Annotated in this window: 27 protein-coding genes; 5 read left to right on the top strand and 22 right to left on the bottom strand. The window is 60.8% G+C overall.

The window, feature by feature from the left end; genetic code table 11:
* The first annotated feature begins 16 nt into the window (after window positions 1-16).
* From ACS5RD_RS15105 to ACS5RD_RS15090, 4 genes are all read left to right on the top strand, one after another.
* Window positions 17-319, top strand: a complete 303-nt coding sequence (locus tag ACS5RD_RS15105) for an FtsB family cell division protein (protein ID WP_489928099.1) — start codon at window positions 17-19, stop codon at window positions 317-319.
* Between the two features lie 274 nt (window positions 320-593).
* On the top strand, window positions 594-1,583 hold the full coding sequence (gene pdhA, locus ACS5RD_RS15100; RefSeq protein WP_054008632.1) for a pyruvate dehydrogenase (acetyl-transferring) E1 component subunit alpha: 990 nt from the start codon (window positions 594-596) through the stop codon (window positions 1,581-1,583).
* Between the two features lie 11 nt (window positions 1,584-1,594).
* Entirely contained in the window at window positions 1,595-2,989 is a 1,395-nt protein-coding gene (locus ACS5RD_RS15095; RefSeq protein ID WP_489928098.1) for a pyruvate dehydrogenase complex E1 component subunit beta, read from the top strand.
* 10 nt (window positions 2,990-2,999) lie between these two features.
* Entirely contained in the window at window positions 3,000-4,313 is a 1,314-nt protein-coding gene (locus ACS5RD_RS15090; RefSeq protein WP_489928097.1) for a pyruvate dehydrogenase complex dihydrolipoamide acetyltransferase, read from the top strand.
* Window positions 4,314-4,376: 63 nt separating this feature from the next.
* Here the strand turns inward: ACS5RD_RS15090 and cysE are convergent, their stop codons facing one another.
* The 20 genes from cysE to ACS5RD_RS14990 form a co-directional block, all read right to left on the bottom strand.
* Window positions 4,377-5,186, bottom strand: coding sequence for a serine O-acetyltransferase (cysE, locus tag ACS5RD_RS15085; protein ID WP_054008630.1), 810 nt, complete (start codon window positions 5,184-5,186; stop codon window positions 4,377-4,379).
* A gap of 70 nt (window positions 5,187-5,256) precedes the next feature.
* Window positions 5,257-5,565, bottom strand: coding sequence for a DUF7742 family protein (locus tag ACS5RD_RS15080; protein ID WP_054008629.1), 309 nt, complete (start codon window positions 5,563-5,565; stop codon window positions 5,257-5,259).
* A gap of 2 nt (window positions 5,566-5,567) precedes the next feature.
* Entirely contained in the window at window positions 5,568-9,464 is a 3,897-nt protein-coding gene (locus ACS5RD_RS15075) for a baseplate multidomain protein megatron (RefSeq protein WP_489928096.1), read from the bottom strand.
* Window positions 9,465-9,466: 2 nt separating this feature from the next.
* Window positions 9,467-9,904, bottom strand: coding sequence for an NlpC/P60 family protein (locus ACS5RD_RS15070; RefSeq protein WP_489928095.1), 438 nt, complete (start codon window positions 9,902-9,904; stop codon window positions 9,467-9,469).
* Window positions 9,901-10,788 (bottom strand): DUF2163 domain-containing protein, encoded by an 888-nt coding sequence (locus ACS5RD_RS15065; protein ID WP_489928094.1) that lies wholly within the window; start codon window positions 10,786-10,788, stop codon window positions 9,901-9,903. The genes ACS5RD_RS15070 and ACS5RD_RS15065 overlap by 4 nt, the downstream gene beginning before the upstream one ends.
* The gene (locus ACS5RD_RS15060; RefSeq protein WP_489928093.1) at window positions 10,785-11,417 is read right to left on the bottom strand and encodes a phage distal tail protein, Rcc01695 family; all 633 of its coding nucleotides are present in this window, start codon (window positions 11,415-11,417) and stop codon (window positions 10,785-10,787) included. Before ACS5RD_RS15060 ends, ACS5RD_RS15065 begins: the two co-directional genes overlap by 4 nt.
* Window positions 11,418-11,425: 8 nt before the next feature.
* Complete coding sequence (locus ACS5RD_RS15055; protein ID WP_489928092.1) at window positions 11,426-12,076, bottom strand: phage tail tape measure protein; 651 nt, start codon at window positions 12,074-12,076, stop codon at window positions 11,426-11,428.
* Window positions 12,033-12,269 (bottom strand): rcc01693 family protein, encoded by a 237-nt coding sequence (locus tag ACS5RD_RS15050; RefSeq protein WP_054008623.1) that lies wholly within the window; start codon window positions 12,267-12,269, stop codon window positions 12,033-12,035. The genes ACS5RD_RS15055 and ACS5RD_RS15050 overlap by 44 nt, the downstream gene beginning before the upstream one ends.
* Entirely contained in the window at window positions 12,266-12,586 is a 321-nt protein-coding gene (locus ACS5RD_RS15045; RefSeq protein ID WP_054008622.1) for a gene transfer agent family protein, read from the bottom strand. The genes ACS5RD_RS15050 and ACS5RD_RS15045 overlap by 4 nt, the downstream gene beginning before the upstream one ends.
* Complete coding sequence (locus ACS5RD_RS15040) at window positions 12,586-12,999, bottom strand: phage major tail protein, TP901-1 family (RefSeq protein ID WP_489928091.1); 414 nt, start codon at window positions 12,997-12,999, stop codon at window positions 12,586-12,588. Before ACS5RD_RS15040 ends, ACS5RD_RS15045 begins: the two co-directional genes overlap by 1 nt.
* A gap of 36 nt (window positions 13,000-13,035) precedes the next feature.
* A complete protein-coding gene (locus ACS5RD_RS15035) occupies window positions 13,036-13,434 on the bottom strand; it encodes a DUF3168 domain-containing protein (RefSeq protein WP_489928090.1) in 399 nt (132 codons plus the stop codon).
* Complete coding sequence (locus ACS5RD_RS15030; RefSeq protein ID WP_489928089.1) at window positions 13,431-13,769, bottom strand: head-tail adaptor protein; 339 nt, start codon at window positions 13,767-13,769, stop codon at window positions 13,431-13,433. The genes ACS5RD_RS15035 and ACS5RD_RS15030 overlap by 4 nt, the downstream gene beginning before the upstream one ends.
* A complete protein-coding gene (locus ACS5RD_RS15025; protein WP_489928088.1) occupies window positions 13,766-14,365 on the bottom strand; it encodes a head-tail connector protein in 600 nt (199 codons plus the stop codon). The genes ACS5RD_RS15030 and ACS5RD_RS15025 overlap by 4 nt, the downstream gene beginning before the upstream one ends.
* 152 nt (window positions 14,366-14,517) lie before the next feature.
* Window positions 14,518-15,726, bottom strand: coding sequence for a phage major capsid protein (locus ACS5RD_RS15020; protein ID WP_489928087.1), 1,209 nt, complete (start codon window positions 15,724-15,726; stop codon window positions 14,518-14,520).
* 51 nt (window positions 15,727-15,777) lie between these two features.
* On the bottom strand, window positions 15,778-16,356 hold the full coding sequence (locus tag ACS5RD_RS15015; RefSeq protein WP_489928086.1) for an HK97 family phage prohead protease: 579 nt from the start codon (window positions 16,354-16,356) through the stop codon (window positions 15,778-15,780).
* Window positions 16,357-16,368: 12 nt separating this feature from the next.
* Entirely contained in the window at window positions 16,369-16,617 is a 249-nt protein-coding gene (locus ACS5RD_RS15010; protein WP_489928085.1) for a GTA head formation protein, RCAP_rcc01685 family, read from the bottom strand.
* Window positions 16,614-17,786 (bottom strand): phage portal protein, encoded by a 1,173-nt coding sequence (locus ACS5RD_RS15005; RefSeq protein ID WP_489928084.1) that lies wholly within the window; start codon window positions 17,784-17,786, stop codon window positions 16,614-16,616. The genes ACS5RD_RS15010 and ACS5RD_RS15005 overlap by 4 nt, the downstream gene beginning before the upstream one ends.
* A 128-nt stretch (window positions 17,787-17,914) precedes the next feature.
* Window positions 17,915-19,258, bottom strand: a complete 1,344-nt coding sequence (locus ACS5RD_RS15000; RefSeq protein ID WP_054008614.1) for a DNA-packaging protein — start codon at window positions 19,256-19,258, stop codon at window positions 17,915-17,917.
* 608 nt (window positions 19,259-19,866) lie between these two features.
* Window positions 19,867-20,421, bottom strand: a complete 555-nt coding sequence (locus tag ACS5RD_RS14995; protein WP_489928083.1) for a hypothetical protein — start codon at window positions 20,419-20,421, stop codon at window positions 19,867-19,869.
* Window positions 20,422-20,484: 63 nt separating this feature from the next.
* The gene (locus ACS5RD_RS14990) at window positions 20,485-21,357 is read right to left on the bottom strand and encodes a M91 family zinc metallopeptidase (RefSeq protein ID WP_489928082.1); all 873 of its coding nucleotides are present in this window, start codon (window positions 21,355-21,357) and stop codon (window positions 20,485-20,487) included.
* 304 nt (window positions 21,358-21,661) lie between these two features.
* Here ACS5RD_RS14990 and ACS5RD_RS14985 point away from each other — a divergent pair, with 304 nt between their 5' ends.
* A complete protein-coding gene (locus tag ACS5RD_RS14985) occupies window positions 21,662-22,705 on the top strand; it encodes an acyltransferase family protein (RefSeq protein ID WP_489928081.1) in 1,044 nt (347 codons plus the stop codon).
* 35 nt (window positions 22,706-22,740) lie between these two features.
* Here the strand turns inward: ACS5RD_RS14985 and mltG are convergent, their stop codons facing one another.
* Both mltG and fabF read right to left on the bottom strand, forming a co-directional pair.
* Entirely contained in the window at window positions 22,741-23,916 is a 1,176-nt protein-coding gene (gene mltG, locus ACS5RD_RS14980) for an endolytic transglycosylase MltG (RefSeq protein WP_489928080.1), read from the bottom strand.
* Window positions 23,916-25,178, bottom strand: coding sequence for a beta-ketoacyl-ACP synthase II (fabF, locus tag ACS5RD_RS14975; protein WP_489928079.1), 1,263 nt, complete (start codon window positions 25,176-25,178; stop codon window positions 23,916-23,918). The genes mltG and fabF overlap by 1 nt, the downstream gene beginning before the upstream one ends.
* Window positions 25,179-25,237 lie beyond the last annotated feature (59 nt).

Genomic DNA, 25,237 nt, shown 5'->3' with positions numbered 1-25,237 from the left:
ATTTGAGGCGAGACAGATGATCCAGACCCAATCCCGGCCCGCGTTTGGCGGCATGTTGTTTTTTATGGCCACCTTCACGCTGGGCAGCTATTTCGCCTTTGCGGCGATTCAGGGCGATTATGGTGTGTTCCGCCGGGTGCAGATCAACGCTGAAGCGGCGGATCTGCGGGTGGAGCGCGATCTGCTGAAGGCGGAACTGGCGCGGATGCAGAATCTGACCAAGCGGCTGTCGGATGATTATCTCGACATTGATTTGCTGGACGAGCAGTTGCGCGATGTGCTGGGCTATCTGCGCGCCGATGAGGTTGTGATCCGCTAGGGCGGCGGGTGCGCTGAAGCACACCCTACATTTCGGGATACCTTTGCTTTTCCCTGATAGGCTGGGCATGTTGGAGGCGTTGCAGCCTCCGGCGGAGATGTTTGAGCACAGAGGATGACCGTAAACGCGGCCCGCTTTTTAGACGGAGCGCAATTTTGTAGGACGGCCCTGCCCCGCGATCCCTGCTGCATTTTCTGTTTTGCGTTATTTCCCCGATGCGGTATAGATGGTTTAACATTAAACTATCTTAACAGCGTGACGGGAGGATGCCGAGTTGGCTGCAAAAAAAGCCCCAGAGAAATCAAACGTCTCGAAGGAAGAACTGCTGAAGTTCTACCGCGAGATGCTGCTGATCCGCCGATTCGAGGAAAAGGCCGGTCAGCTTTATGGCATGGGTCTGATTGGTGGCTTCTGTCACCTCTATATCGGGCAAGAAGCGGTGGTTGTCGGGCTTGAGGCCTGCACCAAGGAAGGCGACAAGCGGATCACCTCTTATCGCGACCACGGCCATATGCTGGCTTGCGGTATGGAAGCCAATGGCGTGATGGCCGAGTTGACCGGGCGCGAGGGTGGCTATTCGCGCGGCAAGGGCGGCTCGATGCATATGTTCAGCCGCGAGAAGCATTTCTACGGCGGGCATGGCATTGTCGGCGCTCAGGTGCCGCTGGGCGCAGGGCTGGCGTTTGCGGATAAGTATAAGGGCAATGACAATGTGACCTTCACCTATTTCGGTGATGGTGCGGCGAACCAAGGTCAGGTCTATGAGACTTATAACATGGCCGAGTTGTGGGCGCTTCCGGTGATTTTCGTCATTGAAAACAACCACTACGCGATGGGCACTTCGCAGGCGCGTTCGACCAAATCCGAGACCCTGTTCGGGCGCGGTTTGGCTTATGGTATTCCGGGCGAGCAGGTGGACGGCATGGATGTGCTGGCGGTGCAAGCTGCAGGTGCCAAGGCTGTGGCGCATTGCCGGGCTGGCAAGGGCCCGTATATCCTTGAGATGATGACCTACCGCTACCGCGGCCATTCGATGTCGGACCCGGCGAAATATCGCACGCGGGAAGAGGTTGAGAAGATGAAATCCGAGAAGGATGCCATTGAGCATGTGCGCGATCTGCTGGTCAACGCCGGGCTGTCCTCGGATGAGGAGCTGAAGGCGATTGATAAGTCGATCAAGGACGTTGTGAACGCGAGCGCTGAGTTCGCCAAGGCCAGCCCGGAGCCCGCATTAGCTGAGCTTTGGACCGACATTTACGCCTGAGGGGGAACAACATGGCAGTTGAAGTATTGATGCCGGCGCTTTCTCCGACGATGGAAGAAGGCACTTTGGCGAAGTGGATGGTCAAGGAAGGTGATGCGGTCAAATCCGGCCAGATCATCGCCGAGATTGAGACCGATAAGGCGACGATGGAGTTTGAGTCGGCAGATGAAGGCATTGTGGGCCGGATTCTGGTGGCTGAGGGCACCTCGGGCGTGAAGGTAAACACCGCGATCATGGTGCTGGTTGAGGCTGGGGAATCGGCGGATGCAGCGCCTGCCCCGGTCGTGGCGGATGCAGCGCCTGCCCCGGTCGTGGCGGTTGCAGCACCTGCGCCCGTGGCGACTCCGGCTGTTGCTGCGGCGCCTGCGGCTGCCCCAGTGGTGGTGGTCTCGAAAGCCTCGGCGGATTGGCCGGAAGGCACGCCGATGAAAACCATGACCGTGCGCGAGGCTTTGCGTGAGGCGATGGCCGAAGAAATGCGCGCCAATCCGAACGTGATGCTGATGGGCGAGGAAGTCGGCGAATATCAGGGCGCTTACAAGATTTCCCAAGGCTTGCTGGCTGAGTTTGGGGCGAAACGTGTGGTTGACACACCGATCACCGAGATGGGCTTTACTGGCATCGCGGTGGGCGCAGCTTGGGGCGGTTTGAACCCGATTGTCGAGTTCATGACGTTTAACTTCGCGCTGCAAGCCATTGACCACATTCTGAATTCGGCGGCGAAGACGAATTATATGTCGGGCGGCCAGTTGGGTTGCCCGATTGTGTTCCGGGGTGCGAATGGGGCTGCGGCGCGGGTTGGTGCGCAGCATTCTCAGGATTTCACCGCATGGTATGCGGCGATTCCGGGGCTGAAAGTGGTGATGCCCTATTCGGCGGCGGATGCTAAGGGCTTGCTGAAGCAGGCTATTCGCGATCCGAACCCGGTGATCTTCCTTGAAAATGAGATTATGTATGGGCAATCGTTTGAAGTACCAGATCTGCCGGATTTCACCATTCCGTTCGGCAAGGCGCGGATTTGGCGTGAAGGCACGGATGTGACCATCGTGTCGTTCAGCATTGGCATGAAGTATGCACTGGAAGCCGCTGATTTACTTGCGAAAGACGGCATTTCGGCTGAGGTGATTGATCTGCGCACTTTGCGCCCGATTGATTACGATACGGTCCTCGCAAGTGTACAGAAAACCAACCGTTGCGTGACGGTGGAAGAAGGCTTCCCGGTGGGCTCGATTGGCGACCATCTGGCCAGCACGATCATGCAGCGGGCATTTGATTATCTGGATGCGCCGGTGGTGACTTGCACGGGTAAAGACGTGCCGATGCCCTACGCCGCCAACCTTGAAAAGCTGGCGCTGGTGACGACCGCCGATGTGGTCGCTGCCGTCAAATCTGTTTGCTACCGTTAAGGAGGCGATGATGGCGATTGAAATTCTGATGCCCGCGCTTTCTCCGACGATGGAGGAAGGCACCGTTGCCAAATGGTTGGTGAAGGAAGGCGATGTCGTCAAATCCGGCCAGATTCTGGCTGAGATTGAGACGGACAAGGCGACGATGGAGTTCGAGGCGGTGGATGAAGGCGTGATTGGCCGGATTCTGGTGGCTGAGGGGACTTCGGGCGTCAAGGTGAACACGGCGATTGCGGTGTTGCTGGAGGATGGCGAGGCTGCGGATGCGGCTCCTGCTGCCAAGGCTGCCGTAGCCGCAGCGGCTCCGGTGGCGGCTGCTACTGCGGCTCCGGCTGCTGCGCCAGTTGCGGCTGCCACGGCCGTCGCTGCGGCTCCGAAAGCGGCGGGGGCTCGGGTGTTTGCCTCGCCTTTGGCGCGGCGGATTGCGGCGGAGAAGGGCTTGGACTTGGCCTCGGTGCAAGGCTCGGGGCCGCATGGGCGGATTGTGCGGGCGGATGTTGAGGCGGCCAAGGCGGGTGCTGCGGCTCCGGTCGTGACGGTTGCGGCGGCACCTGTGGCGGAGGCGAAGGTGGCTGCGGCTCCGGCAATGGCTGCTGGGCCTTCGATCGAAACCGTGCTGAAAACCTATGCGGATCGGCCGTTTACCGAAGTGAAGCTCGATGGGATGCGCAAGACGATTGCGGCGCGTCTGACCGAGGCCAAGCAAACCGTGCCACATTTCTATCTGCGGCGTGACATTGAGCTCGATGCGTTGATGGCGTTCCGGGCTGAATTGAACGCCAAGCTGGAAGGCCGTGGTGTCAAGCTGTCGGTGAATGACTTCGTGATCAAGGCCTGCGCTTTGGCCTTGCAACAGGTGCCTGCGGCGAATGCGGTTTGGGCGGGCGACCGGGTATTGCAGTTCAAGAAGTCGGATGTTGCCGTGGCTGTGGCGATTGAGGGCGGGCTGTTTACGCCAGTTTTGCGCGACGCCGAGGCGAAGTCTTTGTCGGCCCTGTCGGCAGAAATGAAAGATCTGGCGAAGCGGGCGCGGGATCGCAAGCTGGCGCCACATGAGTATCAGGGCGGCAGCTTTGCGATCTCTAACCTCGGGATGTTCGGCATTGATAACTTCGATGCGATCATCAACCCTCCTCATGCGGCTATTTTGGCGGTGGGCGCGGGCGTGGCCAAGGCGATTGTCAAGAATGGCGTCGTGGTGGTTGGCACGGTGATGTCAGTGACGTTGTCGGTGGATCACCGGGTGATCGACGGAGCTTTGGGGGCGTTGTTGGTCAATGCGATCAAGGACAATCTCGAGAACCCGCTGGCGATGCTGGCGTAGGGTTTGAAATAGAAACGGCCCCCGAGAGCGATCTCGGGGCCTTTTTCGTTTGAGTTTAGGGAATTAAAGTTCGCCGTTGATCAACTGATCCATGGTGACCGAGGGCTGCGCGCAGCCTGCTTCGCCGATCACACGGGCGGGGACGCCTGCCACTGTGGTGTTGTGCGGCACGTCATGCAGCACGACTGAGCCTGCGGCGATGCGCGAGCAATGGCCAACGTGGATATTGCCCAGCACCTTGGCCCCTGCCCCGATCATCACGCCATCGCCGATTTTCGGATGGCGGTCGCCGTCTTCTTTGCCGGTGCCGCCGAGGGTGACGGAATGTAGCATCGAGACATTGTCGCCAACCACGGCAGTTTCACCAATGACGATGGAATGGGCGTGGTCGATCATAATGCCTTTGCCGATGCGGGCATTGGGGTGAATGTCGACGCCGAAAACTTCGGACACGCGCATCTGCACGAAATAGGCCATATCCTTGCGACCATTCTGCCAGAGCCAATGGCCGATGCGGTAGGCTTGGATCGCCTGATAGCCTTTGAAAAACAAGATCGGTTGGATGAAACGCAGGCAGGCGGGGTCACGGTCAAACACCGCCGTCACATCGGCGCGGGCGGATTGGCCGAGTTCGGGGTCGGAGGAATAGGCCTCATCAGCGATTTCGCGCAGGATTTGTTCGGACATTTCCCCCGAAGCCAGTTTCAGCGAGAAGCGATAGGCAAGGGCGCGCTCAAGGCTCGGATGGTGCAACAGGCTGGAATGGATCAGGCCACCGAGCAGCGGTTCGGCCCGGACCATGTCAAACGCCTCATCGCGCACGCGGCGCCAAACGGGATCCAGAGGGCTGATTTTAGCGCTGGTTTCGGCCATGATATATCTCCTGCTGGCAGAGAGATTAGCATATGGCGTTGGTTTGCAACAGTGCCAAGGGGGGATTTTGCTATTTCGCCTGAGTGCCGTGCTTCAGGGGCGCGCTGCGCTTGCGGCTGGCAAGCTGGCCCGCGACAAGCGCGAGGGCTGACAGGAAGCGCGCGGAATGGAGGGGGGTGTGACGCGGGCCTGTCTCGGCAAGCGCCCGGGCCATAAGGCTGCCATTGCCCCAAGTGGGATGCGCGCGCCCGAAGCGTTTGGCGTAGCGGTGCGCGGCATCGGCTTGATCAAGCAGTCGGGTGATCAGAGCGCAGGGGTCGGTGGAGGCTGCGAGCAGGCCTGCGGCCTCAAACAGATCGCCGGGAAGGCAGCGGCGCATCGTCAGAGCGCTGCCGTGATGGTCTGGAACGGGCCGCTGCCGTAACGTTGCGAGACTTGGGCTATGGCAATGGTGATGGTTCCACTGGCAGCGTCAGCGGTTTGCATCGCGACAGAGTAGGTCCAGTTGGAAGTTGAAGTGGTGGTTTCACGCAAGGTGGCGGGGCCTTGGGTGATTTTGGCGCTGTAAAGCTCGGTGTCTTCGCCCAACGGGACTTCCAGCGATTGCCAAGTGTCCCCATCGATGCGGGTGCGGCGTTGCCAAGTGATGTCGAGATCGCCGCTGGGTTGTTTGGTGGCGGAGAGGTGTGACACCGCATAGGGCCGCAGGCCTGCGCCGTCAAAGCTTTCGGTCAGTAAGACTGTGGCGTTGCTGTCGTAACCCTTGTCGGCGGGGCCGAAGCGGTAATAGCGGGGCAAACCTCGGGCCGAGAGTGGTAGGTTGATTTGTTGGACGGCGTCGTTGAGCAGAACGAAGGTGCTGCCGATGGGCCAAGTTGCGGGCATCAAGCCGTCGGTGCCCGCTTGGCCGCGCAGGCGCAAAGAGATATCGTAGGTTTTGGGCGCGACAAGGATGGCGCTGGCGAACTGGAACAGCTCCCAGTTTTCCGGGCTGCCGTCACCGATGGCGGCAGCATTGGCACCGGAGAGCACCGAAAGCTCGCTGACGGAAGATAGAGCGCCGGATTCGACGCGCACGCGCAGGGTCGCACCACGATCCCAGAGGCCGGGTTCGGCAGCGATCAGGGCGGTTTCCGTGGTGCCGATGATCGCGGGTTGAGTGAGCGTGGTGTTGAGGCTGTAGCTGTCGTCTGTCACCGCACTCCACACCGCGACATCGCCGGGCCAAGGCGAGGCAGCGACACAGACGTGGGGGGCGTATTCGACCTCGCTGCCTTTCAACAGCGGCAGGTCAAGGAACAGCGGATAGACCGGGACGGCGGCTTGGAACGGCACCCAACCGCGTGCAGGCACAGAGATTTCGGCGGGCTCGTAGACGTTCGGGTCAACGCGGACGGCCTCGATGGTTTGCAACTCGGACAACTCAGCGCGGTCGATGCGGTACAACTCGCCCGCGATGCTGACGGTATCGCCGACGCCGATGGCAAGCTGGGATTTCGGCAAAGCGAAGCGGGCAGAATCGCGTGAGACGCGGGTTTCGGCCATCCAACGTTCGGCAATCGTAGTTGCCTCGGATGCGGTCAGGGTTAGGGGAAGTTCGGATTGCGAGACGACATCGCCTGTGCGGTCGGCGAAAGAGGCCGAGACGGTGGAGACGGCGAAATCGGTTTCGGCCTCGTTGAAGGTCAGGCGAATGTGTTCGGGAGTTTCAATATCGGCGCTGCGGGTACGCTCAATACTGCCGTCGATCTCGGTCGATATGGCGAGGGTTTCGCGTTCAAGGGTTTGAGCGTTCAGGGCTGTGCGGGATTGAAAGCGCAGAGTGCCTTCGCGCTCGATCACGTCGGTTGGGAAGGCGAGGATCAGCGGTTGCAGGGCGGCACGGGCCGAGGCCACGTCAGAAATCGCGTAACCGCGCACGATGCCACGGGCTTGGCTGAGGTCAACCGCCTGCATCCCGGTCAGATCGCAGATATCGCCGATCACCGCTGCAAGGGGCTCGTTGGAGGCACGCCCGTTCAGCCAATGGCCCTTGTCATAGTTCGGCGCATCCGACCACAGGCTGTTGTTGCCAGGGAAGGTCGGGAACGGCCGTGCATCCCAAGCCCAAACCATAGAATTGGCGAAATCGACCATCTGCCCGGTGTAAAGGAAGGCTTCGGGGTTATTTTGCGGATCGGTCCAGTAGCTGTGCATGGCTTGGAAATAGGACAGTTGCAGCAGATCATCGCGCAACCCGTTGGAGTATTTCGGCAGCGCGGATTCCGAGGATTTCGGGTCTAGGAAGACGTTGGGCTGGTTGGTGGCCTTGTCCACAGCCGCGCAGCCGTATTCGGTAAAACGGATGGGTTTTGAGCCTGCAATCCAAGCGGTTGGCGTGGCAGAACGCAGGCCTGCGATGCGCTCATGGTGCGAACTTGACCACCAGCCGCGCAGATCTTTGTGGCGGTAGACCCAAGGCTCGCCATAAGCGCCATCGGTGATCGGGGTGCGAATTTGGGCGGCCTGATCGGTGGGGGTTGCGTAATACCAATCAAAGCCCTCGCCGCCCGCGATGTTGGCGCGCAGGTAATCGGTGTTGTGGATGTCGCCCCAATGGGCATCGAGGTGGCTGTCGCCGTCGCGCCAATCCGAAAGCGGCATGTAATTGTCGATGCCGATGAAGTCGATGGCAGGGTCGGCCCAAAGTGGATCAAGGTGGAAATACAGGCTATCCTCGGTGTGATAGCCGAAGTACTCGGACCAATCGGCAGCATAGGTGATCTTGGTGCTGGGGCCGAGGATGGCTTTCACCTCGGCGGCCAGTTGGCGCAGCGCGATGACGGTGGGGAAGCTGTCGCCCGTGCCGCGAATTTGGGTCAGGCTGCGCAACTCGGTGCCGATGCAGAACGCGGAGACTCCGCCTGCGGCTTTGCACAAGTTGGCGTAGTGCAGGACGAAGCGGCGATATGACCATTCACTAGGACCGGAATAGGTGACGCTCTCGCCTGCGATGGTGAAATCTGCGGGGGCGACGGTGCCGAAGAAGGCTGCCACCTCGGCGGCCGCTGCGGCAGTACGGTCAGTGGTGCCGGATTGCCCCGGCGCGTGATTCAGGGTGATGCGCCCCCGCCACGGCAGAACCGGCTGCGAGGTCGCGGTGCTCCACGGATCGGGCAGAGTGTTGCCTGGCAGTTGATCCATCAGGATGAAAGGATAAAATGTGATCGCCTTGCCCGCTGCGTTCAGGGCTTTGACCGCCTCGACCACCGATTGATCCGCAGGTGTGCCACCGTAAACTGTGGCACCTTCCAGCTTTGGCAACTCAGGCGCCACAGCACGGGTCAAGCCCGAGACTTTCCACGGCATCGGTTGGCCATCGTACTGCTTTTGTTCGACCTTCGGCTGGACAATGCAAGCGCTGCAGCGCAGGTCGTTGCCAAACCACGACACCACCAAGGACACGCCGTTTGCGTTGGGAAGTTCCTCGGACAACTGCTCCAGCGATGCGGCAAAATCGGTCTTGCCCGTTGCCGAATTGACGTTGGCCGAGCGGTTGCTGCCCGGACCGTAGGAATAATGCACAGGCGTGGTTGCGAGCGCATACTCGCCAGTTCCGGGGATCAGGCAAACACCGGGGATGATTTTGGACAAGCCCGGATGGGAATCGGCAGCAGGGCTTTGCGCAGCCCGCACCACTTCGAACGAGAATTGCGGCACACGGTTGCCGAATTTCCCCAGATCGAGGTTTTCGATCACCAAATAGGCGGTGCCGCGATAGCTGGGGGCGAGGCCACTACCTTCAACCGACTCAATCTTCGGATCGGGCAGTTGCGCCTCATCGCCGTTGTAGATGCGCAGGTTCAGGCTTTCTGGCGCAATTTCATTGCCATCTGCCCACATCCGACCGACTCGGGTGATCTCGCCTTCGCATAAGGCCACCGCCAGACTGACTGAATAGCTGAAACTGTTGCTGGAGGGCTTCGGTGTGCCCTTACCGCCGCCAGAATGCACGACATTCTCTTGAAACCGGCTGGCCCAGATCACTTGACCCGACACCCGCACCCTGCCCCAGATGCGCGGGATCGCGGCACCTTCACTTGCCCCCATCACCCGAAAGCGATCCACCCTACCGACATCGACGGCCTCGGAGCCTGCGCCCAGCAGTTTCTGGTCGATCACCCGCCCCACCGTGGCACCAATGGCGCGCCCGATCACGGCACCCGACAGGCCGAGCACCGTGCCGCCAAAACCTGCGCCCAGCGAGGCACCAACGGCAGAGAGAAGGATCGTGGCCATGTTCAGGCTCCTAAAGGAAATTCAAATCGTGCGGCGATCTTGCGTCGCCACGGATCGCTTAAGGGCGTTTCGACAACGCCATGGCCAGTGTAGGCATGGATGAAGCTGGCGGTTGGGCCCATATGCGCCGCGATACCAAGATGCTTGGCGACGGCCCCCGTGCGCATCCGAAACAACAACACATCCCCCGGCGCTTCATCTGCGCAAGATTTCTGGATCAACCAGCGCTGGGCCGCAGCCAGCAGATCTTCGCGGCCCGATGGTTCTGACCAGTCTTGCGAATAGGCGGGGATGCTTTCAGGCTCGGCGCGGATCACCTCGCGCCACACCCCCCGGATCAAACCCAGACAATCCGCGCCCGCCGCCTTGACGCTGGCCTGATGCAGATAGGGCGTGCCAATCCACCCCCGCGCGGTAGCGACGATCAGCGCAGGCGTCATCGCCCCAGACTCCCGCCATCATTGGCGCGACTGCTGACCGGATAAGACGCCAGCCAATCCTCACCCGGAATATGCGGAAAGCCGCGAAAATTGGCGAAATTGGCGAATTTCGTACGGCAGGTGGTGGACATGCGATCACAGCCCACCTCAAGCCGCACCTGATCGCCAATCACGATCTGCGCACCCAGATCGTGCCTCAGATCGACGATGCGCTGGCCGGAGGACAGGCGATCAAATTTGATCACCCCGATCAATCCGGCAGCAGCCCCCGAAGTGACGACAAAACGCCCACGTTCGAACCAGCTGTCTGCAAAGGTAGAGAGTCCGTCAAACAGAAAACGATTTAACGCATCAAAGCCCGCCACGCTCGTCTCGACAAAACTCCCCGGTGCGGACAGATCAACCTTACAGCGCGCGTCTCCCAACACAGCCGAGCAGCTGCGTTGAAAAATCCGGCCCTGCGGTTGATTCAAACGATCCGTCAACCCGCGCAATTCGGCCTTGAACGCCCCACCTGTACGAGAAATCTCGCCCAGATTGCCGCGAAACTGCTCGATGCGCTGGGCTGCATCAGCCCAATTCACCAGCCATGCCCGCACCTCTGCCCCATCAAAACGACCCGCGATCAGATCGACCTCCTCAACTGCCGCATCCGACAGCGCGCCGATCGTTTCCGAGTTATCGACCGCCAAACCCGTGGTCTGCTGCAATGTGCGCGCGGTCATCCCCGAACTGGCTTTGAACACATGCCCCTCAAAGCCCAAATTAAGGTCATGATCGGTGAAACCAAACTGCACACTGTCGCGCCGCGTCACCAGCCAAGCCCGACACACAGTCGTCACACCCTGCCCCAGATGATCCAGCAACTCTTGCCGCGCGGTCATACCCGCACCTCGACAATCGGCACGTTCGGCACATCACCGGCCCGAAACGAGGCCACCGAGGTCTTGATCACATCGGCATCAAACCGCACCGGGACGTCGAACTCATAGCCCGCCGTGATCAGCGCGCCGATGTCGGGCGGGGTGGTAAAGCTGACGATCCCGGTCGCCGTATCGACGCTAAACTCCAGCCCCTCCACTTTCGGATCATTGGCAATCGCCACAATCACCGTGCCCGCCACGGGTTTAGCGATAGGCCGCATATAGCTGGCCATCCCCGAAAGGTAGGTCTTTTTCAGCGCAAACGTCAGCGTCATTCCATCGCCGACCCCAATCAGCTGATCGGTTTCAGCAATCACCAAATTGGACCCACAGGATTTATAATCCGACCAATCCTTCCAGCGAAACGCATGCAGCCGCGCCCGACGCGCCTCAAAGAACGCCAAAATTGCATCCACATCCTCCAGACTGCGCAAACCAAACCCCGCGTCATAACGCCGCCGAGAATGCTCCCACGGCGTGTTGCGCTCCTCAAAGCCATTCGCCAGCGTGACAATCTCGGTCAGCCGCTCTGGCCCTCCTTGCGAGCCAAAGCTGACGCTCGCCGGAAATCTGATGTCGTGAAAAGCCATGTCTTCCCTCACCGATTGCGTTGGCCGCGCGACAGCATCCGCTGCGCCTGCGCTGCGATTTGGCTTTGGCTGCGCTGAAAGCCCTGCACATCCGGCGTCGTGATGTTCATCACCACCGTCACCGCCCGCCCACCTGAAGTCTGCACGCCCAATCGGCCATCCGCCCCACGCGCCAGCGGCATGATCGCCTCTGGCCCCGCCTCGCCCATCAAGCCCTGCCCGCCGCGCATTGCAAAAGGCGTTGCCTGCGACACCACCCCACCCTTGGCGAACGGCATCACGCGGCCTTGGGCGAAACTGCCACCCTTTTCAAACGGCATGATCCCACCCAGTAAACCGCTTAACCCCGAAGCAATCGCCCCACCCAAAGCGTTCTGCATCGGCTTCATCGCAATGCCGTAAACCGTATCGGCCAGCGATTTTGCCACCGATTTCAGCGCGTCCGACAGCTTGGCTCCGTCAAACACCAGCCCATCAAACGCCCGCCGCAATCCGCCGCCGATGCCACTGGACAGCGCGTTCACCTCGCGCCCGGTGAACACCATGGTTTCCCGCATCCGCGAAAGTTCGCCCTCAAACGCGCCGACCATCCCCGTGGTGCCCGATAGCGTGGCTTCAAGCGCCGCTATCTGGTCCTGCAACTCGTCTACCGTCGCCATCACCCGCCCCCTTTGTGAAATCTGGATAAGCGGCGGCCATTTCTTCCAGCCGCGCCCGCGTCAGGGGCGGCAATGCAGCCTCCGCCCCCAGCATGATCCTTAGCTCAATCGGCGACAGCGCCCAGAACTGGGCCGGAGTCAGCCGCAACTCGCCCATCCCGGCCCGCATCAGCCCCGGCCAGTCGATCTTCATCCTTCGCCCGGCAAAGCAAACGCCCGCGCCAGCAATTCCGCCGCCGCCCTCGCCGCCTCAACTGGCCCACCGCCGATCTCGACCGTGCGCAGATGCTCCGCCGTGCCCTGCCAACCGCCGCCCCGCAGCCCCGCCACAATCAGCGCCAGCACATCGCGGGTGGAGACTTTGCCAGACTCAAACCGCTCGACCATCTCGACCAGCGATCCGGCCTGCAATGCGCCTTCCAACTCGGCCAAAGCCCCCAGAGTCAGCTTGGCGACATGCGCCACGCCATCGAGCACAATCGCCACTTCGCCTGCAAAAGCGTTCGCCATCAAAGCGCCGTGAAGGCCAAAGCCCCGGCAGAGGCGAGGGTCATCTCATAGGTCGCCTCGCCATTATGGCTGCCCGCATATTCAATTGCGGTGATCTGGAACGCGCCTTCAACCACGCCAAAGCTGGGGATCACCACCTGAAACAGTGGCATCTCGGCATCAAAGAAAATCTGCCGCGCGCGCGCATCGGTGGTGGCATCGCGGAACACTCCGGATCCCGAAATCGAGGCGGTCTTCGCCCCCGCCCCCGCCAGCAATTCCCGCCAGCCACCGGCACTTTCCAACGAGGTCACATCGACGGTTTCCGCGTTGAAACTGATCCGCGTTGCCCGCAAACCCGCCACCGTCACAAAGGTGCCGTCGCCCACCATATCAACCTTGATAAGCAGGTCTTTGCCATTCTGCACTGCCATAACCATCTCCCGTTTCTGCCCCGAGGGGCCAATATGTCAAAGCTCGATCCGCGCCCGGAACGTCATATCAATCCGGCGCGTATCACCTGCCTCCAACCGCCGCGCCGTCGCCCGCAGAAACTGGATCGACACCAACCGCCCCGTGGTAAGCGTCAGCGCGACCCCCACCAACGCCTCTGACACCCACCCCGCCACCTGCTTTGCGATCAAAAACCCGCTCGCATCGCTGATCACCGCAATCTCAAAACGATGCTCCGCCCCGCCACCAGATTTGTCGGATTGACCAACGACCTGCTCGGGCCCGATCAGCACAAATGTCCCCGGGGCCGTCCCCGGCGGCATTGCATCGACGATGCTTACCCCACTCATCCCCGCAAACCCCGATAGCCGTGCATAGATTGCCGACTGCAACGCCGCCGCTGCCTGATAGCTCATGTCGGCACCTCCTCGCGGGCAAAGCAGGTCAGATATTGCGCGTCCTGATCTTGCTCGGCGACGGCAAGAATGGTGAACACACGCGTACCATCGCGCAGCCGCTGCTCCGGCTTTGGTCGGCGCAGATTGCCAACCGGAGCCCCCCGCACCGTAATCTTGTAGGGCACCTGCGCCAAAACCACCTCGACCCCCGCCATCTCGCGCCCCGGTCCGGGCGAAACCTCACCCCAGATTGTGCCTAACACCGCCCAAGCCTGCGCAAACCCGCCCGCGCCATCAGCGATATTCTGCGGTGCTTCCAGCACCAGCTTGCGCGTTAACCGCACCGGGTTCATGCCGCACCCCCGCCCAGCACCCGCACCGTGCGCCAGCGTTCAATCAGCGCCTGCACCGCAAGCGGCAGCCCCGCCACACGCTGCCCCAGATCATGCCGGTTCTCGTAAAACTCCGACGCCAGTAGCAACACCGCCTGCGCCAGATCGACCGGAACCTGCGCCCAGGCTGCGCCAAAGCCTGCGTCAAACACCACTTCGACCCGCCCATCGGTCGGCACGTTCGGCAACAGCACCCCTGCAGCAATCAGCTTCGGGCGATGGGTGTCCTGCACCAAGCGGTAGCGATCCGCCCCAACCACAGTGCTGACCGCATCCACATCAACCAGCATCACCGACACCAGCGCCGTCACCGGAGCCACGGGCAGCGCCTGCTCACCGCGCTGGCGCCAATCCTCCAACACCAGCTTGAACCGCCGTGCCAACAAGACCTTGCCGATCCGCCCTTCGATCACCGCCATCGCGGCGCGCAGATAGCCCTCGATCAGCCCATCCTGCATCCCGTCATCGGCAAACCCAGATTCCAACCGCAGATGATCCTTCAGCGCCTGCACTGGCAAAGCGCCCGCCGAAACACTGGTGATTTCCGTCAACATCATCGCCAAATCCCTTCCTTGCCCCAAATCCCGCCGCAAAAGGCTATGGACGCGCACCCCACACCGCTCGAACGGAGGGGAGCAGCCAGACGGCGCGGCCCTCCGGCGCGCGTCCATTGCCCGGCCCCCAAGAGAGCCGGGCAGTCGTTACAGGATCAGGAAACCGCGATTTTCAGCAGTTTGATCGCCGCAAAATCGGTGACATCGCCGCCCACGCGCTTGGACGCATAGAACAGCACGTTCGGCTTGGCCGAGAACGGATCGCGCAAAATCCGCAGATCAGGGCGTTCGGCAATCGTGTAGGCCGCTTTGAAATCGCCATATGCAATCGCATAAGCGTTGGCAGCGATATCGGGCATATCCTCGCAGATCAGCACCGGATAGCCCATCAGGCGGGCAGGTTCCGCCGCCGCCAACCCGTCCGACCACATGAAGCGGCCATCGGCATCCTTCATCTTGCGCACGGCTCCGGCGGTTTTCGAGTTCATGATGAAACTCGCATTCGCGCGGTAATCAGCCCCCAGGGCGTAAACCAGACTGATGATGCAATCGACCGCATTGGTCGTGGCAAAATCCGCGGCAGCCCCGGTCGGAATGTAGCCGAGATTGCCCCAGGTCCAGGACGCATTCGCCACCTTGGTCGGCAGCAAAATTCCCTTCGGCTGATCCACCCCAGTGCCGTTGATAAAGGCCGAAGCCTCGGCACGGATGAACCGCGTGGCGATCTTGCCAGCCAGCCAGCCCTCAACGTCAAAGGCGCTGTCATCCAGCAAGCGCTGCGAGGCCTTCGGCATCGCAGACAACTCATGCAGCTTGATCGAAATCCGCTCAATCGTCGGCGTCGCGGTTTCCGTGGTCGCCGCCGCTTCCGTCGCCCAACCCGAGCCCACTTCCGAGCGGTCAATCAGCACATCAAACGAGGTCGCATCAATCTGCACCACATTGGCAATCGCCCGCAGGCTGGACGTCGCCACCAGCATCGAGCGGATGCTGTCCGCGGTCTGCGGGTCCACCAGGTAGCCACCATCGGCAGCAACGGCGGTGCTCATCGCCTTGCCTTCCAGTACAAGGCCGCGCAAGCCGTCATCATCGCCCGAGCGCAAATATGCGCCAAACGCCTTCTTATGCGGCACGTCCAACTCGGCATGGGCTGACAAAGCGGGGCGGGCGTAGGTCATCTGTTTGCGATCCAGCATGGTCAATCTTTCGTCCTGTTGTTGAAGTGATTGTTTCACGTCGTCCTGAAAGCCTTTGAAGGCGTGCATAAATCCTGCCATCGCGGATTTCACTTCCGCGCCCGGATATGCGGCAATATTCTGGGCGGCAGGCAAAGCCTCACCGGCCCGAGCCTTTGTCTCGGTCATCTTGATTTCCCCGTTTGGTCGTGGAAGTTATTTGGTCGTGAAAGCCGAAAGCTAGATGCGCTCGGCCAAGGATCGGCGCGCATCGTCAAACAGCTGCGCCATGCTACGCCAGAAATCAGCCTCGGGCGTATCGCCCTTGGCCGAAACCCGCGCCTCGGGAAGCATTGGAAAGGTGACAAGCGATACCTCCCAAAGCTCCAGCTCGGACAAAAGGCGTTGCCCTTTGCCATCGCGTTCCGCTCTGACGGTGCGGTAGCCGATCGACAGCCCGTCAATCGCCCCAGCCGCCAGTAGGGCCACCGCCTCGCGGCCCTTATCGACTTCCGGCAGGATGCGGCCCTTGACCCAGAGGCCAACGCCGTCCTCGCGCACCTCGTCCCAGACCCCAATCGGCTGGGTCGGATCGTGCTGCCAGAGCATTTTTACCGCGCGGCCTTGCGAGGTCAGGCGCGACAGGCTGGCGGCATAAGCCCCTTTCTGCACCACATCACCGCCCTGATCGCGTTTTCCGAACAGGCTGGCGTAGCCTTCCACCTGCGTGCCATCCGTCACCACCAGCCGCGCTTCGGGTTGCTGAAACTTGCACTCCGGCGCGCCCTGCATTTTCCAATTCATCGCGAAACCTTTCATCTGCCCGCCGCCCTATTTGCCCGCCGCCCGCATCACGGCCTCGGCCATCTGGGCCAAAAGGAACGCCGCGACGCCGTAGACGCCCACCCAAATCCGCTTCTCCAGCCGCTCCAGCACCGCATCAATCTGGGCCAAACGGTAATCGAGCGCCGCCCAACGCTCTTCGGCCACACGCTCATTCGCCTCAATCCGCGCGGCTGCGGCATCGAAACTGTCGTAGAGATAGCGCGAGCCTTCAGACGGTTTGCGCGGCGGCGTCATTCGCCCTCCTGCAAGCGCGGCAGGCCCAGCAGGATGCGCTTTTCCACTTCGGTCAAGAAAGCCGCAGCCCCCACCCGCGCCCAAAGCTGATCCCGCTCCACCGCCAGCGCCGGGATCTGATCCAGATCGGGTCGCAATTCAACCAACTCGCCGGTAAACGTAGACAGCCAATGCGAAATCCCCGCCGTTACCCGTGCGACCAAGGGCAACACGGTCAGCCGATAAAACGCCCGGTTGGCTTCCTGATAGTTGGAATAGGTCGCATCCCCCGGTATCCCCATCAGCATCGGCGGCACGCCAAAGGCCGTGGCAATCTCGCGCCCCGCCGCCTCTTTGGTCTGCTGGAACTCCATATCCGAGGGAGAAAATCCCATCGGCTTCCAGTCGAGGCCGCCCTCCAGCAACATCGGCCGCCCCGCGTTCCTGGCGCCCTGATGATGCATCTCCATTTCACTTACGAGGCGATCATACTGATCAGTCGAAAGCTGCGCCTGCCCGTCCGCGCCCTTGTAAACAATCGCTCCTGAAGGCCGCGCCGCATTATCCAGCAGCGCCTTCGACCAAGCGCTCGCCGAAGTATGCACGTCAATCGCCACCGCCGCCGCCTGCAACGGGCTGAACCCGTAATGATCATCCGAAGGATGAAAGGTCTTGATGTGGCAGATCGGCTGCACCTCTTGTGTCATCGCAAAGCGATGCGTCCGCCCACCGACCGAATAATCATAAGCCACCGGCCAGCCATCCGCGCCCGGCACCAGAGACATTCGATCCGAGCGCAGCACATGCAACTCGCCCGGCACCGAACCCGCCCCCGGCACCGCCTCGATATAGGCGTTGCCCGACAGCAACAGATGCCCATACACCGCCTCCAGAAACTCGGCCCGCCCCTGCGCACCATTCGGGCGGCGGATCAGATCCAGCACCGGATGGCTGTCATAGCGCCGCGTCTCATCCTGCAACACCAAAGGCATCGCCGAAGCCGCTTCCGAGATAAGCTTGACCGCGCGAAACCCCATCGGATTGCCCTGAAACCCGGTTTTCGCCAGTGACACAAGGTCACGCGGGCTCCACGCCACCCGCCCCGAGCCGCCCCAAGCCACCACCCGCCCGGTGGCCGAGGCCTTCTTTTCCACCACCTGCGGCGCGCGCTTCAGAAAATCGAACACCATGCGTCAAAGCTCCTATCTTCTCGACCGCCCCTACTTTTCAGGACCGCGCTTGTCTGAAGGCAGTTCTAAAGCGGAAAGGTTTAATTAACCCCAACCCACCGCGCGCTGGCCCGAACCGCACGCAACGCCTAAATCCCGCGCACCTGCGGCCGCCGATAGGTCTCGGCTGGCTCCACAATCAAATCCGTCAATGCCCAAACCAACGCATCCACTCGGTCCGGTGAGCCTTTGCCGACGTAACCATGCCGCGTCATTTGCAACATCTGCGCCTCCAACGCCGCCAGCCCGCGCACATGCGACACCCGGCCCTGCTCGTACAAAGCCGACACTGGCTCCGCCCGTGCCATCTTGCCCTTGCTGGCCCGCACCGCCCGATACGGCACCAGCGGATCAATCTGCCGGATCACCCCCTCCACCAGATCGCCACCCTGATTGACCTCGGCCACCAACCGATCCGCGCCAAACCGATCCATCGCCGCAATCGCCGCCCGCGCCCATTGATCCGGCGAGGCGCCTTTCACCGAACAATCCGCCAAAACCACCGCCTGCCAATTCTGCGTCGGCCCCTCGGTGATCGCCCCCACCACCACGATCCCGCATTCATCAGACCGACCGTGCCCCGTCACTGGCGGGTCCACCGCCACCACGATCCGCTGCAAACGCGGCACTTCGGTGATCCGCCCCGCCTCCAGCATCGCCGTCGTCCACAACGCCCCCTCGGCGTCCTCGATCAACAGCCCATCCAACTCCTGCGCGCCTTTCGTGGTCCCCGCATAACGCGTCCGCACCTCCTGCAAGAACGAGGCCGCCAGATAGGCCCGGTTCGCCTCGGTCGGCGCATGGGTCATCACGGTTGAGGGGTTTTTCAGGATATCCTTCAACACGCCTACATTCTGCGGCGTCGTCGTCACCACCTGTCGCGGGTTCTCGCCCAGCCGCAAACCAAACTGCAACTGATCCCAGGCCTGCTCGGCTTTCGGCCATTTCGCCAATTCATCGACCCAAGCCGCATCAAACTGTGGCCCGCGCAGACTGTCCGGCTCATGCGCCGAAAACACCTGCGCGATCGCGCCATTCGGCCAAAGCAACTGCTTCTTGGTCGCCTGCCATTCCGGCCTGCGATCAGGGGGCGAGCAGGCCAAAATCCCGCTCTCGCCCTCAATCATCACCGCAATCACCTGATCCACCGTCTCGCCCACCAGTGCCACGCGCCGGGAACGCCCCGCATCCATTGACCCTGCGCCCTCAACTTCGGCCCTGACCCATTCCGACCCGGCCCGGGTTTTCCCCGCCCCGCGACCACCCATGATCACCCAAGTTTTCCACGCCCCCGCAGGTGGCAGTTGATGCGGCAGCGCCCAGAACTCAAACATCCACGGCAGCGCCAGCAACGCATTCTCGCTCAGCCCATCGAGAAACTCATCAACCTGCGCTTGCGTCGCGGAGGCAAGCCAATCGGCGCCCGATCTCATCGCGTGCGGCGTGTAAATCGAGCGTGCCGGTTCCGACAGCCCCGGCAACTTGTTTGCGAAGTTTTTCAACGCGTCCCCTTTCACTATGGACCAAATCCAGTGCCAGCCGCAAATCGCGTACCGTCTGCGGCACCGCCTTTGAGGCTTCAAACTCGCCCGCCTTCAGCGCATTGATCGTGCGCAGCAGGTCCGAGACCGTGGATTCATAATATTGCTCTGCATCCGCCAGCAGATCGCTTGACGGCTGTTCTCCGAGGGAGAAATTTAGTGTCATGCCCGTTTTGCCCGCCTCTCATGCCGCCCCCGCACGTGTAAAATGAAAAAACGGCGCAAAGGGCTGCCCCCTCGGCCGTTCAGACATCTCATCCAGCATATCCAAATCTATAGATCAGAGCGGGCGCAAAGTCAAGATAAACTGTTTTATATCAGTGCGTTACCGGACTATCTATTAACTTCTCATTAACCTTAACGCGCGCGCCAACAGGCCGACCCTTAGCGAAACAACACTCAACGCCCCGAACTGCTCTTTTCAAATTGCTCCCGCCGGAGGCTTCGACCTCACCGCAAACGCGCCATCGCAAGCACTGTCGAAACACAGCCCCCGATCCCTATCGCTGCATCGGCACCGTCAAAGCCTGTGGCTCCGCACTGACAATCTTCTGCTGTTCGATCAGCCAACCATAGGGCAGAGACAGCACCATCTCATCCCCCGCCTTGATCTCATTGGCCTCAGCCTGCGGGTCCACCTCGGCATACCCCACCGAAAACACGATGGATTTGATCTTGTCCACCGCAGCCAACGGCGGCGCCCCTCCATAGGGCAAATCCTGATCCAACCGCCCCGCCAGCAGCACCCGGCCCTCCAGCACCCCGCCCGCAGCCAAAACCCGCGCATAGGCGACCTCCGGGCTTTCCACCTTCATCCCTGTAGGCACTCGCGGCACAAACTTCGCCACCCGAAACACCCCGTCCGCCTCCAGCCAATGCCAAGCATAATCGGGGTCCACCGTGCGAAACCCGGTCACCGCAGTGCGATACAGCCGATCAAACACATAGACCTCAGCCGCACCGGCATTGCTGACCCGGTAGCGCCCGACCACGCCCGAGGCCGCCGCCTCCCAGACCACCCCAACACTGATATCGCCATCCTTCAGCACACCCATCACCTGCTCCTGTGCCGCGGCACTCATTGTCATCAGCCCAAAGATCAGGGCCAAACTCCGCATCTAGTATGCGGTCCGGGGCGGTTGGCCCAGTTCCGACCTGATCTTATTCTCGGTATGCGGGTTGTTCTGATAGGGCGGCAGCCCCACCGCCGCCAGCTCGTCATTCTCGACACCGCCGGTTTTATTGCCACTCCAGCCGCCATTCTGCGCCTGCTCGCAATGCACCAACTCATGCCCCAGCCCCACCGCAGGCGGTCGGGCCATATAGGGTTTCGTGCCATCACCGATCTGGGTCTTGTCCGGGTTATAGTTCAGCGTGCTGCCCGACCCAGACCCCGGCGTGCCGTCCGGCTTCAAATTCGCCCCCGGCCCCGTCCCGTTCACACTGTTTCCCCCGGTGCTGGCTACGATCTTCACGGGCCCCTTGCCCGGCGCGTTAAGGCTGTTCAGCAGATCATGCCCGGTGGGCGTCGAATCCAGCCGCTTCAAATCCAGCACCACGGCGTCGCGGTAGGCTTTGGTGCCGACGATGGTGATGTTCGGACCAACATGGGTGACGGTGGTGCCATCCGGCAGCACCTCCTCCCAAATATTCAGCGCCCCCGGCTCACCCGGAGACGGCGTCGCCACGATGCCGATCAGCACGGTGGGCAGGCCGAGGATGATCGCGCCGCCTTTCATCGTCGGGTCGAACTGCCGTGCTGCGGGGAGTTTGCCGATCAACACGGTGGGCGAGCCGAAGGCAATCGGGTCAACCGAGGGGATCGGCACCAAGGCGGGGATGAGGCAGGCGCAGAGATCGGTCATCCGGGCGGCGGGGAGGCCGCCGACCAGCACGGTGATCATCGCGGGGGGCATGATCGGGAAAGGCGCCCCCAGACACATCGGGCAGGTATGCATGTCCGTGATACGGGCTGCGGGAAATCCGACCATGGCAAAGCCTTTGAGAATACAATGCAGGAAGGCTAGGCCGCTGCCCGCGATGTGTCAAGAAATCGCTGGAGGTGCGAAGGGTTTCAGGGCCGGTCCCAACTCGGGACCTTTTTTATATGTTTGATATCAAGGGGATGGGGTGGCTAATTTAAGGATTTGTTAAGGTTTGTGGGGTGGCCGGAAAGCACATTGCATAAAGTGCCTTGAACGCGGCCACATCTTGCGTCAACATTCGCAGGGTGATCGGTACTTTGGGAACAGCGGCTCGATATGGCATTTTTTTTTGATTAATTCTGAACCTCAAGTGACATACCGCTCCCTTCAGATCCTACGTGCGGTCGCAGCTTGGATGGTGGTGTATCACCACTTCATGCAAATATATTTTGATTTCAAATATGATTCTGTTCTGGGGTATTTTTTCTCGGATCACGGCAGTTTTGGAGTCGACCTGTTCTTTGTTTTAAGCGGATTTGTGATGTATTTCTCGGTAAAAAGACCGGGCCAGACCGCCGCGGGATTCATTGTAGATCGAATCTTTCGCATAGTACCAGTCTACTGGTTCTACACATTTTTGATAATAACTTGTATTTACCTGTTCCCCATCGAATTTGACTACACCGGCATCAATGCATCCTCAATCTTGGCTTCACTGTTATTCATTCCACATAGCAACCCTTCTGGCATCGGTATATTTCCGACGCTTACCGTAGGCTGGACGTTAAATTTTGAGATGTTTTTCTATTTATTTTTAGCAGCATGCCTGCTTATCAATAGAAAATTTGCAATCGTCATTTGCTTTGCCGTCTTGTTTATACTACCTGATGTTTATCCGAAGGAGATTGCGTTTTCTCCCGTCGCATCAAGCTATCGGCTACATGAGTTTTTGATGGGATTATTAATTGCCAGTCTGTTTTCTGCCCAAACGAAACAAGGGAAAATATCATTGGTCATGCGAATGATGGTGATTTTGGCTTTAGGGTTTATCGCAACAGCCATTGCACTGTTGACGCATGAAAGTGGCACCACGCGCACCGCTCTTGCGGGTATCTTTGTATGTTTGACCTTGTTATTCGAGCCTATTGCAAGACGTCGCCATGTCATCACGGATTTTTTAACAATGCTAGGAGATAAGTCCTACTCGACGTACTTGGTTCACACCCTGATAATTGGAATTTTCCTGCATTTCACGGGAACATTGTCAGATCAGTATGTAATATTGCTTACCCTCGCCGCCATTTCAGCAACCGTGCATTTAGCCTCAAGTGCCACCTATTCAGGCATCGAGAGGAGTCAATATGTTTCAAGGTTGAAAACACGCTTTTCAACCGCCACATTGCTACGGCAATGAGGCTTTAAAACGGTTGGCGCAAAGCAAACCGCCCCCTACTCCTGCACCCCAACCGCCGCTTCTTCGCCTTTGGCGGCCTCAATCGCCCGCCATTTGGTGACGTTTTCGTTGTGCTGCGCCAGCGTCTCGGCGAAGGCGTGGCCGCCGGAGCCGTCGGCGACGAAGTAGAGATACGGCGTGGTGTCGGGGTTCAGGGCGGCCTCGATGCTCAGGCGGCCCGGATTGGCGATCGGGGTCGGCGGCAGGCCGTCGATGACATAGGTGTTCCAAGGGGTTTCGCGTTTCAGCTCGGATTGGCGCAGGCCACGGCCCAACACGCCCTCACCTTTGGTCACGCCATAGATCACCGTCGGGTCGGTTTGCAGCTTCATGCCCTTGGCCAGACGGTTGATGAACACCGAGGCGACCTGTTTACGCTCTTCGGGGATGCCGGTTTCTTTCTCGACAATCGAGGCCATCACCAGGGCTTCTTCCGGGGTTTTATAGGGCAGGCCTTCGGCGCGGGTCGCCCAGAGTTCCGCCAGGGTTTTGGCTTGGCGGGCTTCCATATCGGCGACCAAAGTGGCGCGGTCGAAGCCCTTTTCCACCTCATAGCTGTCGGGTGAGAGCGTGCCTTCGGCAGGCAGTTTGTCGATGGCACCTTCAAGGAAATCGGCGCGTTTCAGCGCATCGACGACCTGCCACGCGGTCACGCCCTCGGCCAGAGTGATGCGCCAGCGGATATCGGGGGCTTGTGCTGCATCAAGGTAGGCGGTGGGGGCGGCATCTTTGGCGGGGTCGAATTTGGCGACCTCGACATAGCGGTTGGTGGCGGGATCAAGTTCGCGCAGCACCACTTCGGCGGTGGCGACCGAGATGCGGAAGTTGACTTCGCGGCCACAGGTGGATTGGCCGCCTGCGGTGAGGGCGGTGAGAACGTCGCCCATCGAGCTTTGCGGTTGCAGCAGATAAGAGCCGAATTTCAGGTCTTTAGCGGCTTGCGAATAGTCGGCACCGATGCGGAAGATGCGGGCATCGCTGACAGCGCCTTCGGCCTCCAACCCCCGGCTGATCTGGGCAAGGCTGGCCCCTTTATCGACCTTGAAGCAGATCGCTTGGGTCAGCGGACCCGGCCCGGTGAAGGCTTGCCGCCCCCAAGCGATCAGCCCGAAGGCGAGGATCAGCACCACGATGAACAAAGTCAGCGCGTTGGAGGCGACCGAGCGCCACATCAGTGGGCGACCTTGCCGAGCACGAGGCTGGCATTGGTGCCGCCGAAGCCGAAGGAGTTCGAGAGGGCGATGTTGATCTCGCGCTTGACAGCGTGGTTCGGGGCGAGGTCGAGTTTGGAGGCGACGGCGGGGGTGTCGAGGTTGATAGTGGGCGGGGCAATCTGGTCACGGATGGCGAGGACGCAGAAGATCGCCTCCACCGCTCCGGCAGCGCCCAGCAGGTGGCCGATGGAGGATTTGGTGGAGGACATCGTGGCCTTGGCGGCGGCGTCGCCCATCATGCGCTCGACTGCGCCGAGCTCAATCGTGTCGGCCATGGTCGAGGTGCCATGGGCGTTAATGTAGTCAATGGCGGAAGGCTCCAGCCCCGCGCGTTTCAGGGCCATTTTCATGCTGCGGAAGCCGCCTTCGCCATCCTCGGAGGGCGCGGTGATGTGGTGGGCGTCGCCGGACATGCCGTAGCCAAGGACTTCGGCATAGATTTTGGCTCCGCGCGCGCGGGCGTGTTCGTATTCTTCCAGCACCACAACGCCCGCGCCTTCGCCCATCACAAAGCCGTCGCGGTCGGCGTCATAGGGGCGGCTGGCTTTGGTCGGATCATCGGCGCGTTTGGTCGAGAGCGCCTTGCAGGCGTTGAAACCGGCGATGCCGATCTCGGAAATCGGCGCTTCGGCCCCGCCTGCCAGCATCACATCGGCGTCGCCCCATTGGATCAGGCGGGCAGCGTCGCCGATGGCGTGCGCGCCAGTCGAACAGGCGGTCACCACCGCGTGGTTCGGGCCTTTGAAGCCGAAGCGGATCGAGACTTGGCCGGAGATCAAGTTGATCAGGCTGCCGGGGATGAAGAACGGCGAAACCCGGCGGGCACCTTTTTCTTTGATCAAGACGGCGGTTTCGGCGATGGAGGTCAAGCCGCCGATGCCCGAACCGATCATCACGCCAGTGCGCTCGCGGTCTTCATCCGTGACGGGTTCCCAGCCAGAATCGCGCACGGCTTGCACGGCAGCGGTCATGCCGTAGAGGATGAAATCATCGACCTTGCGACGGTCTTTCGGCTCCATCCAGTGATCGGGGTTGAAGGTGCCATCGGTGCCATCGCCGTAGGGGATTTCGCAGGCGTATTGCGTCACCACGCCCGAAGGATCAAAGCGGGTGATCGGCCCTGCCCCGGATTGACCAGCCAGCAGGCGGCTCCACGTTTCCTCGACGCCGCAAGCCAGCGGCGTGACCATTCCCAGACCCGTAATGACAACCCGACGCATCTATATCCCTCGCAATGGTTTTCCGCCTGATACACGGCCCAAAGCCCGCGCGCAACTTA

Source organism: Cypionkella sp. PAMC25878 (assembly GCF_058135695.1).
Note: the sequence above shows the minus strand (reverse complement) of the source record. Positions and strands in the feature narration are given on the sequence as shown.

Coding starts and splice junctions, on each gene's coding strand:
- ACS5RD_RS14990 (WP_489928082.1), bottom strand. CDS start 21,357: ATGGTCGGATTTCCCGCAGCCCGTATCACGGACATGCATACCTGCCCG.
- ACS5RD_RS15040 (WP_489928091.1), bottom strand. CDS start 12,999: ATGGCAGTGCAGAATGGCAAAGACCTGCTTATCAAGGTTGATATGGTG.
- cysE (WP_054008630.1), bottom strand. CDS start 5,186: ATGGCCGAAACCAGCGCTAAAATCAGCCCTCTGGATCCCGTTTGGCGC.
- ACS5RD_RS15105 (WP_489928099.1), top strand. CDS start 17: ATGATCCAGACCCAATCCCGGCCCGCGTTTGGCGGCATGTTGTTTTTT.
- mltG (WP_489928080.1), bottom strand. CDS start 23,916: ATGTGGCGCTCGGTCGCCTCCAACGCGCTGACTTTGTTCATCGTGGTG.
- ACS5RD_RS15055 (WP_489928092.1), bottom strand. CDS start 12,076: ATGGCGACGGTAGACGAGTTGCAGGACCAGATAGCGGCGCTTGAAGCC.
- ACS5RD_RS15015 (WP_489928086.1), bottom strand. CDS start 16,356: ATGAAAGGTTTCGCGATGAATTGGAAAATGCAGGGCGCGCCGGAGTGC.
- ACS5RD_RS15050 (WP_054008623.1), bottom strand. CDS start 12,269: ATGAAGATCGACTGGCCGGGGCTGATGCGGGCCGGGATGGGCGAGTTG.
- ACS5RD_RS15065 (WP_489928094.1), bottom strand. CDS start 10,788: ATGACCGCGCGGCAAGAGTTGCTGGATCATCTGGGGCAGGGTGTGACG.
- ACS5RD_RS15010 (WP_489928085.1), bottom strand. CDS start 16,617: ATGACGCCGCCGCGCAAACCGTCTGAAGGCTCGCGCTATCTCTACGAC.
- ACS5RD_RS15070 (WP_489928095.1), bottom strand. CDS start 9,904: ATGACGCCTGCGCTGATCGTCGCTACCGCGCGGGGGTGGATTGGCACG.
- ACS5RD_RS15005 (WP_489928084.1), bottom strand. CDS start 17,786: ATGGTGTTCGATTTTCTGAAGCGCGCGCCGCAGGTGGTGGAAAAGAAG.
- ACS5RD_RS15030 (WP_489928089.1), bottom strand. CDS start 13,769: ATGAACCCGGTGCGGTTAACGCGCAAGCTGGTGCTGGAAGCACCGCAG.
- ACS5RD_RS15080 (WP_054008629.1), bottom strand. CDS start 5,565: ATGCGCCGCTGCCTTCCCGGCGATCTGTTTGAGGCCGCAGGCCTGCTC.
- ACS5RD_RS15025 (WP_489928088.1), bottom strand. CDS start 14,365: ATGATGTTGACGGAAATCACCAGTGTTTCGGCGGGCGCTTTGCCAGTG.
- ACS5RD_RS15035 (WP_489928090.1), bottom strand. CDS start 13,434: ATGAGCTATCAGGCAGCGGCGGCGTTGCAGTCGGCAATCTATGCACGG.
- ACS5RD_RS14995 (WP_489928083.1), bottom strand. CDS start 20,421: ATGGGTGTGCTGAAGGATGGCGATATCAGTGTTGGGGTGGTCTGGGAG.
- ACS5RD_RS15090 (WP_489928097.1), top strand. CDS start 3,000: ATGGCGATTGAAATTCTGATGCCCGCGCTTTCTCCGACGATGGAGGAA.
- ACS5RD_RS15045 (WP_054008622.1), bottom strand. CDS start 12,586: ATGGCGAACGCTTTTGCAGGCGAAGTGGCGATTGTGCTCGATGGCGTG.
- ACS5RD_RS15000 (WP_054008614.1), bottom strand. CDS start 19,258: ATGAGATCGGGCGCCGATTGGCTTGCCTCCGCGACGCAAGCGCAGGTT.
- fabF (WP_489928079.1), bottom strand. CDS start 25,178: ATGCGTCGGGTTGTCATTACGGGTCTGGGAATGGTCACGCCGCTGGCT.
- ACS5RD_RS15020 (WP_489928087.1), bottom strand. CDS start 15,726: ATGACCGAGACAAAGGCTCGGGCCGGTGAGGCTTTGCCTGCCGCCCAG.
- ACS5RD_RS15075 (WP_489928096.1), bottom strand. CDS start 9,464: ATGGCCACGATCCTTCTCTCTGCCGTTGGTGCCTCGCTGGGCGCAGGT.
- ACS5RD_RS15060 (WP_489928093.1), bottom strand. CDS start 11,417: ATGGCTTTTCACGACATCAGATTTCCGGCGAGCGTCAGCTTTGGCTCG.
- ACS5RD_RS15095 (WP_489928098.1), top strand. CDS start 1,595: ATGGCAGTTGAAGTATTGATGCCGGCGCTTTCTCCGACGATGGAAGAA.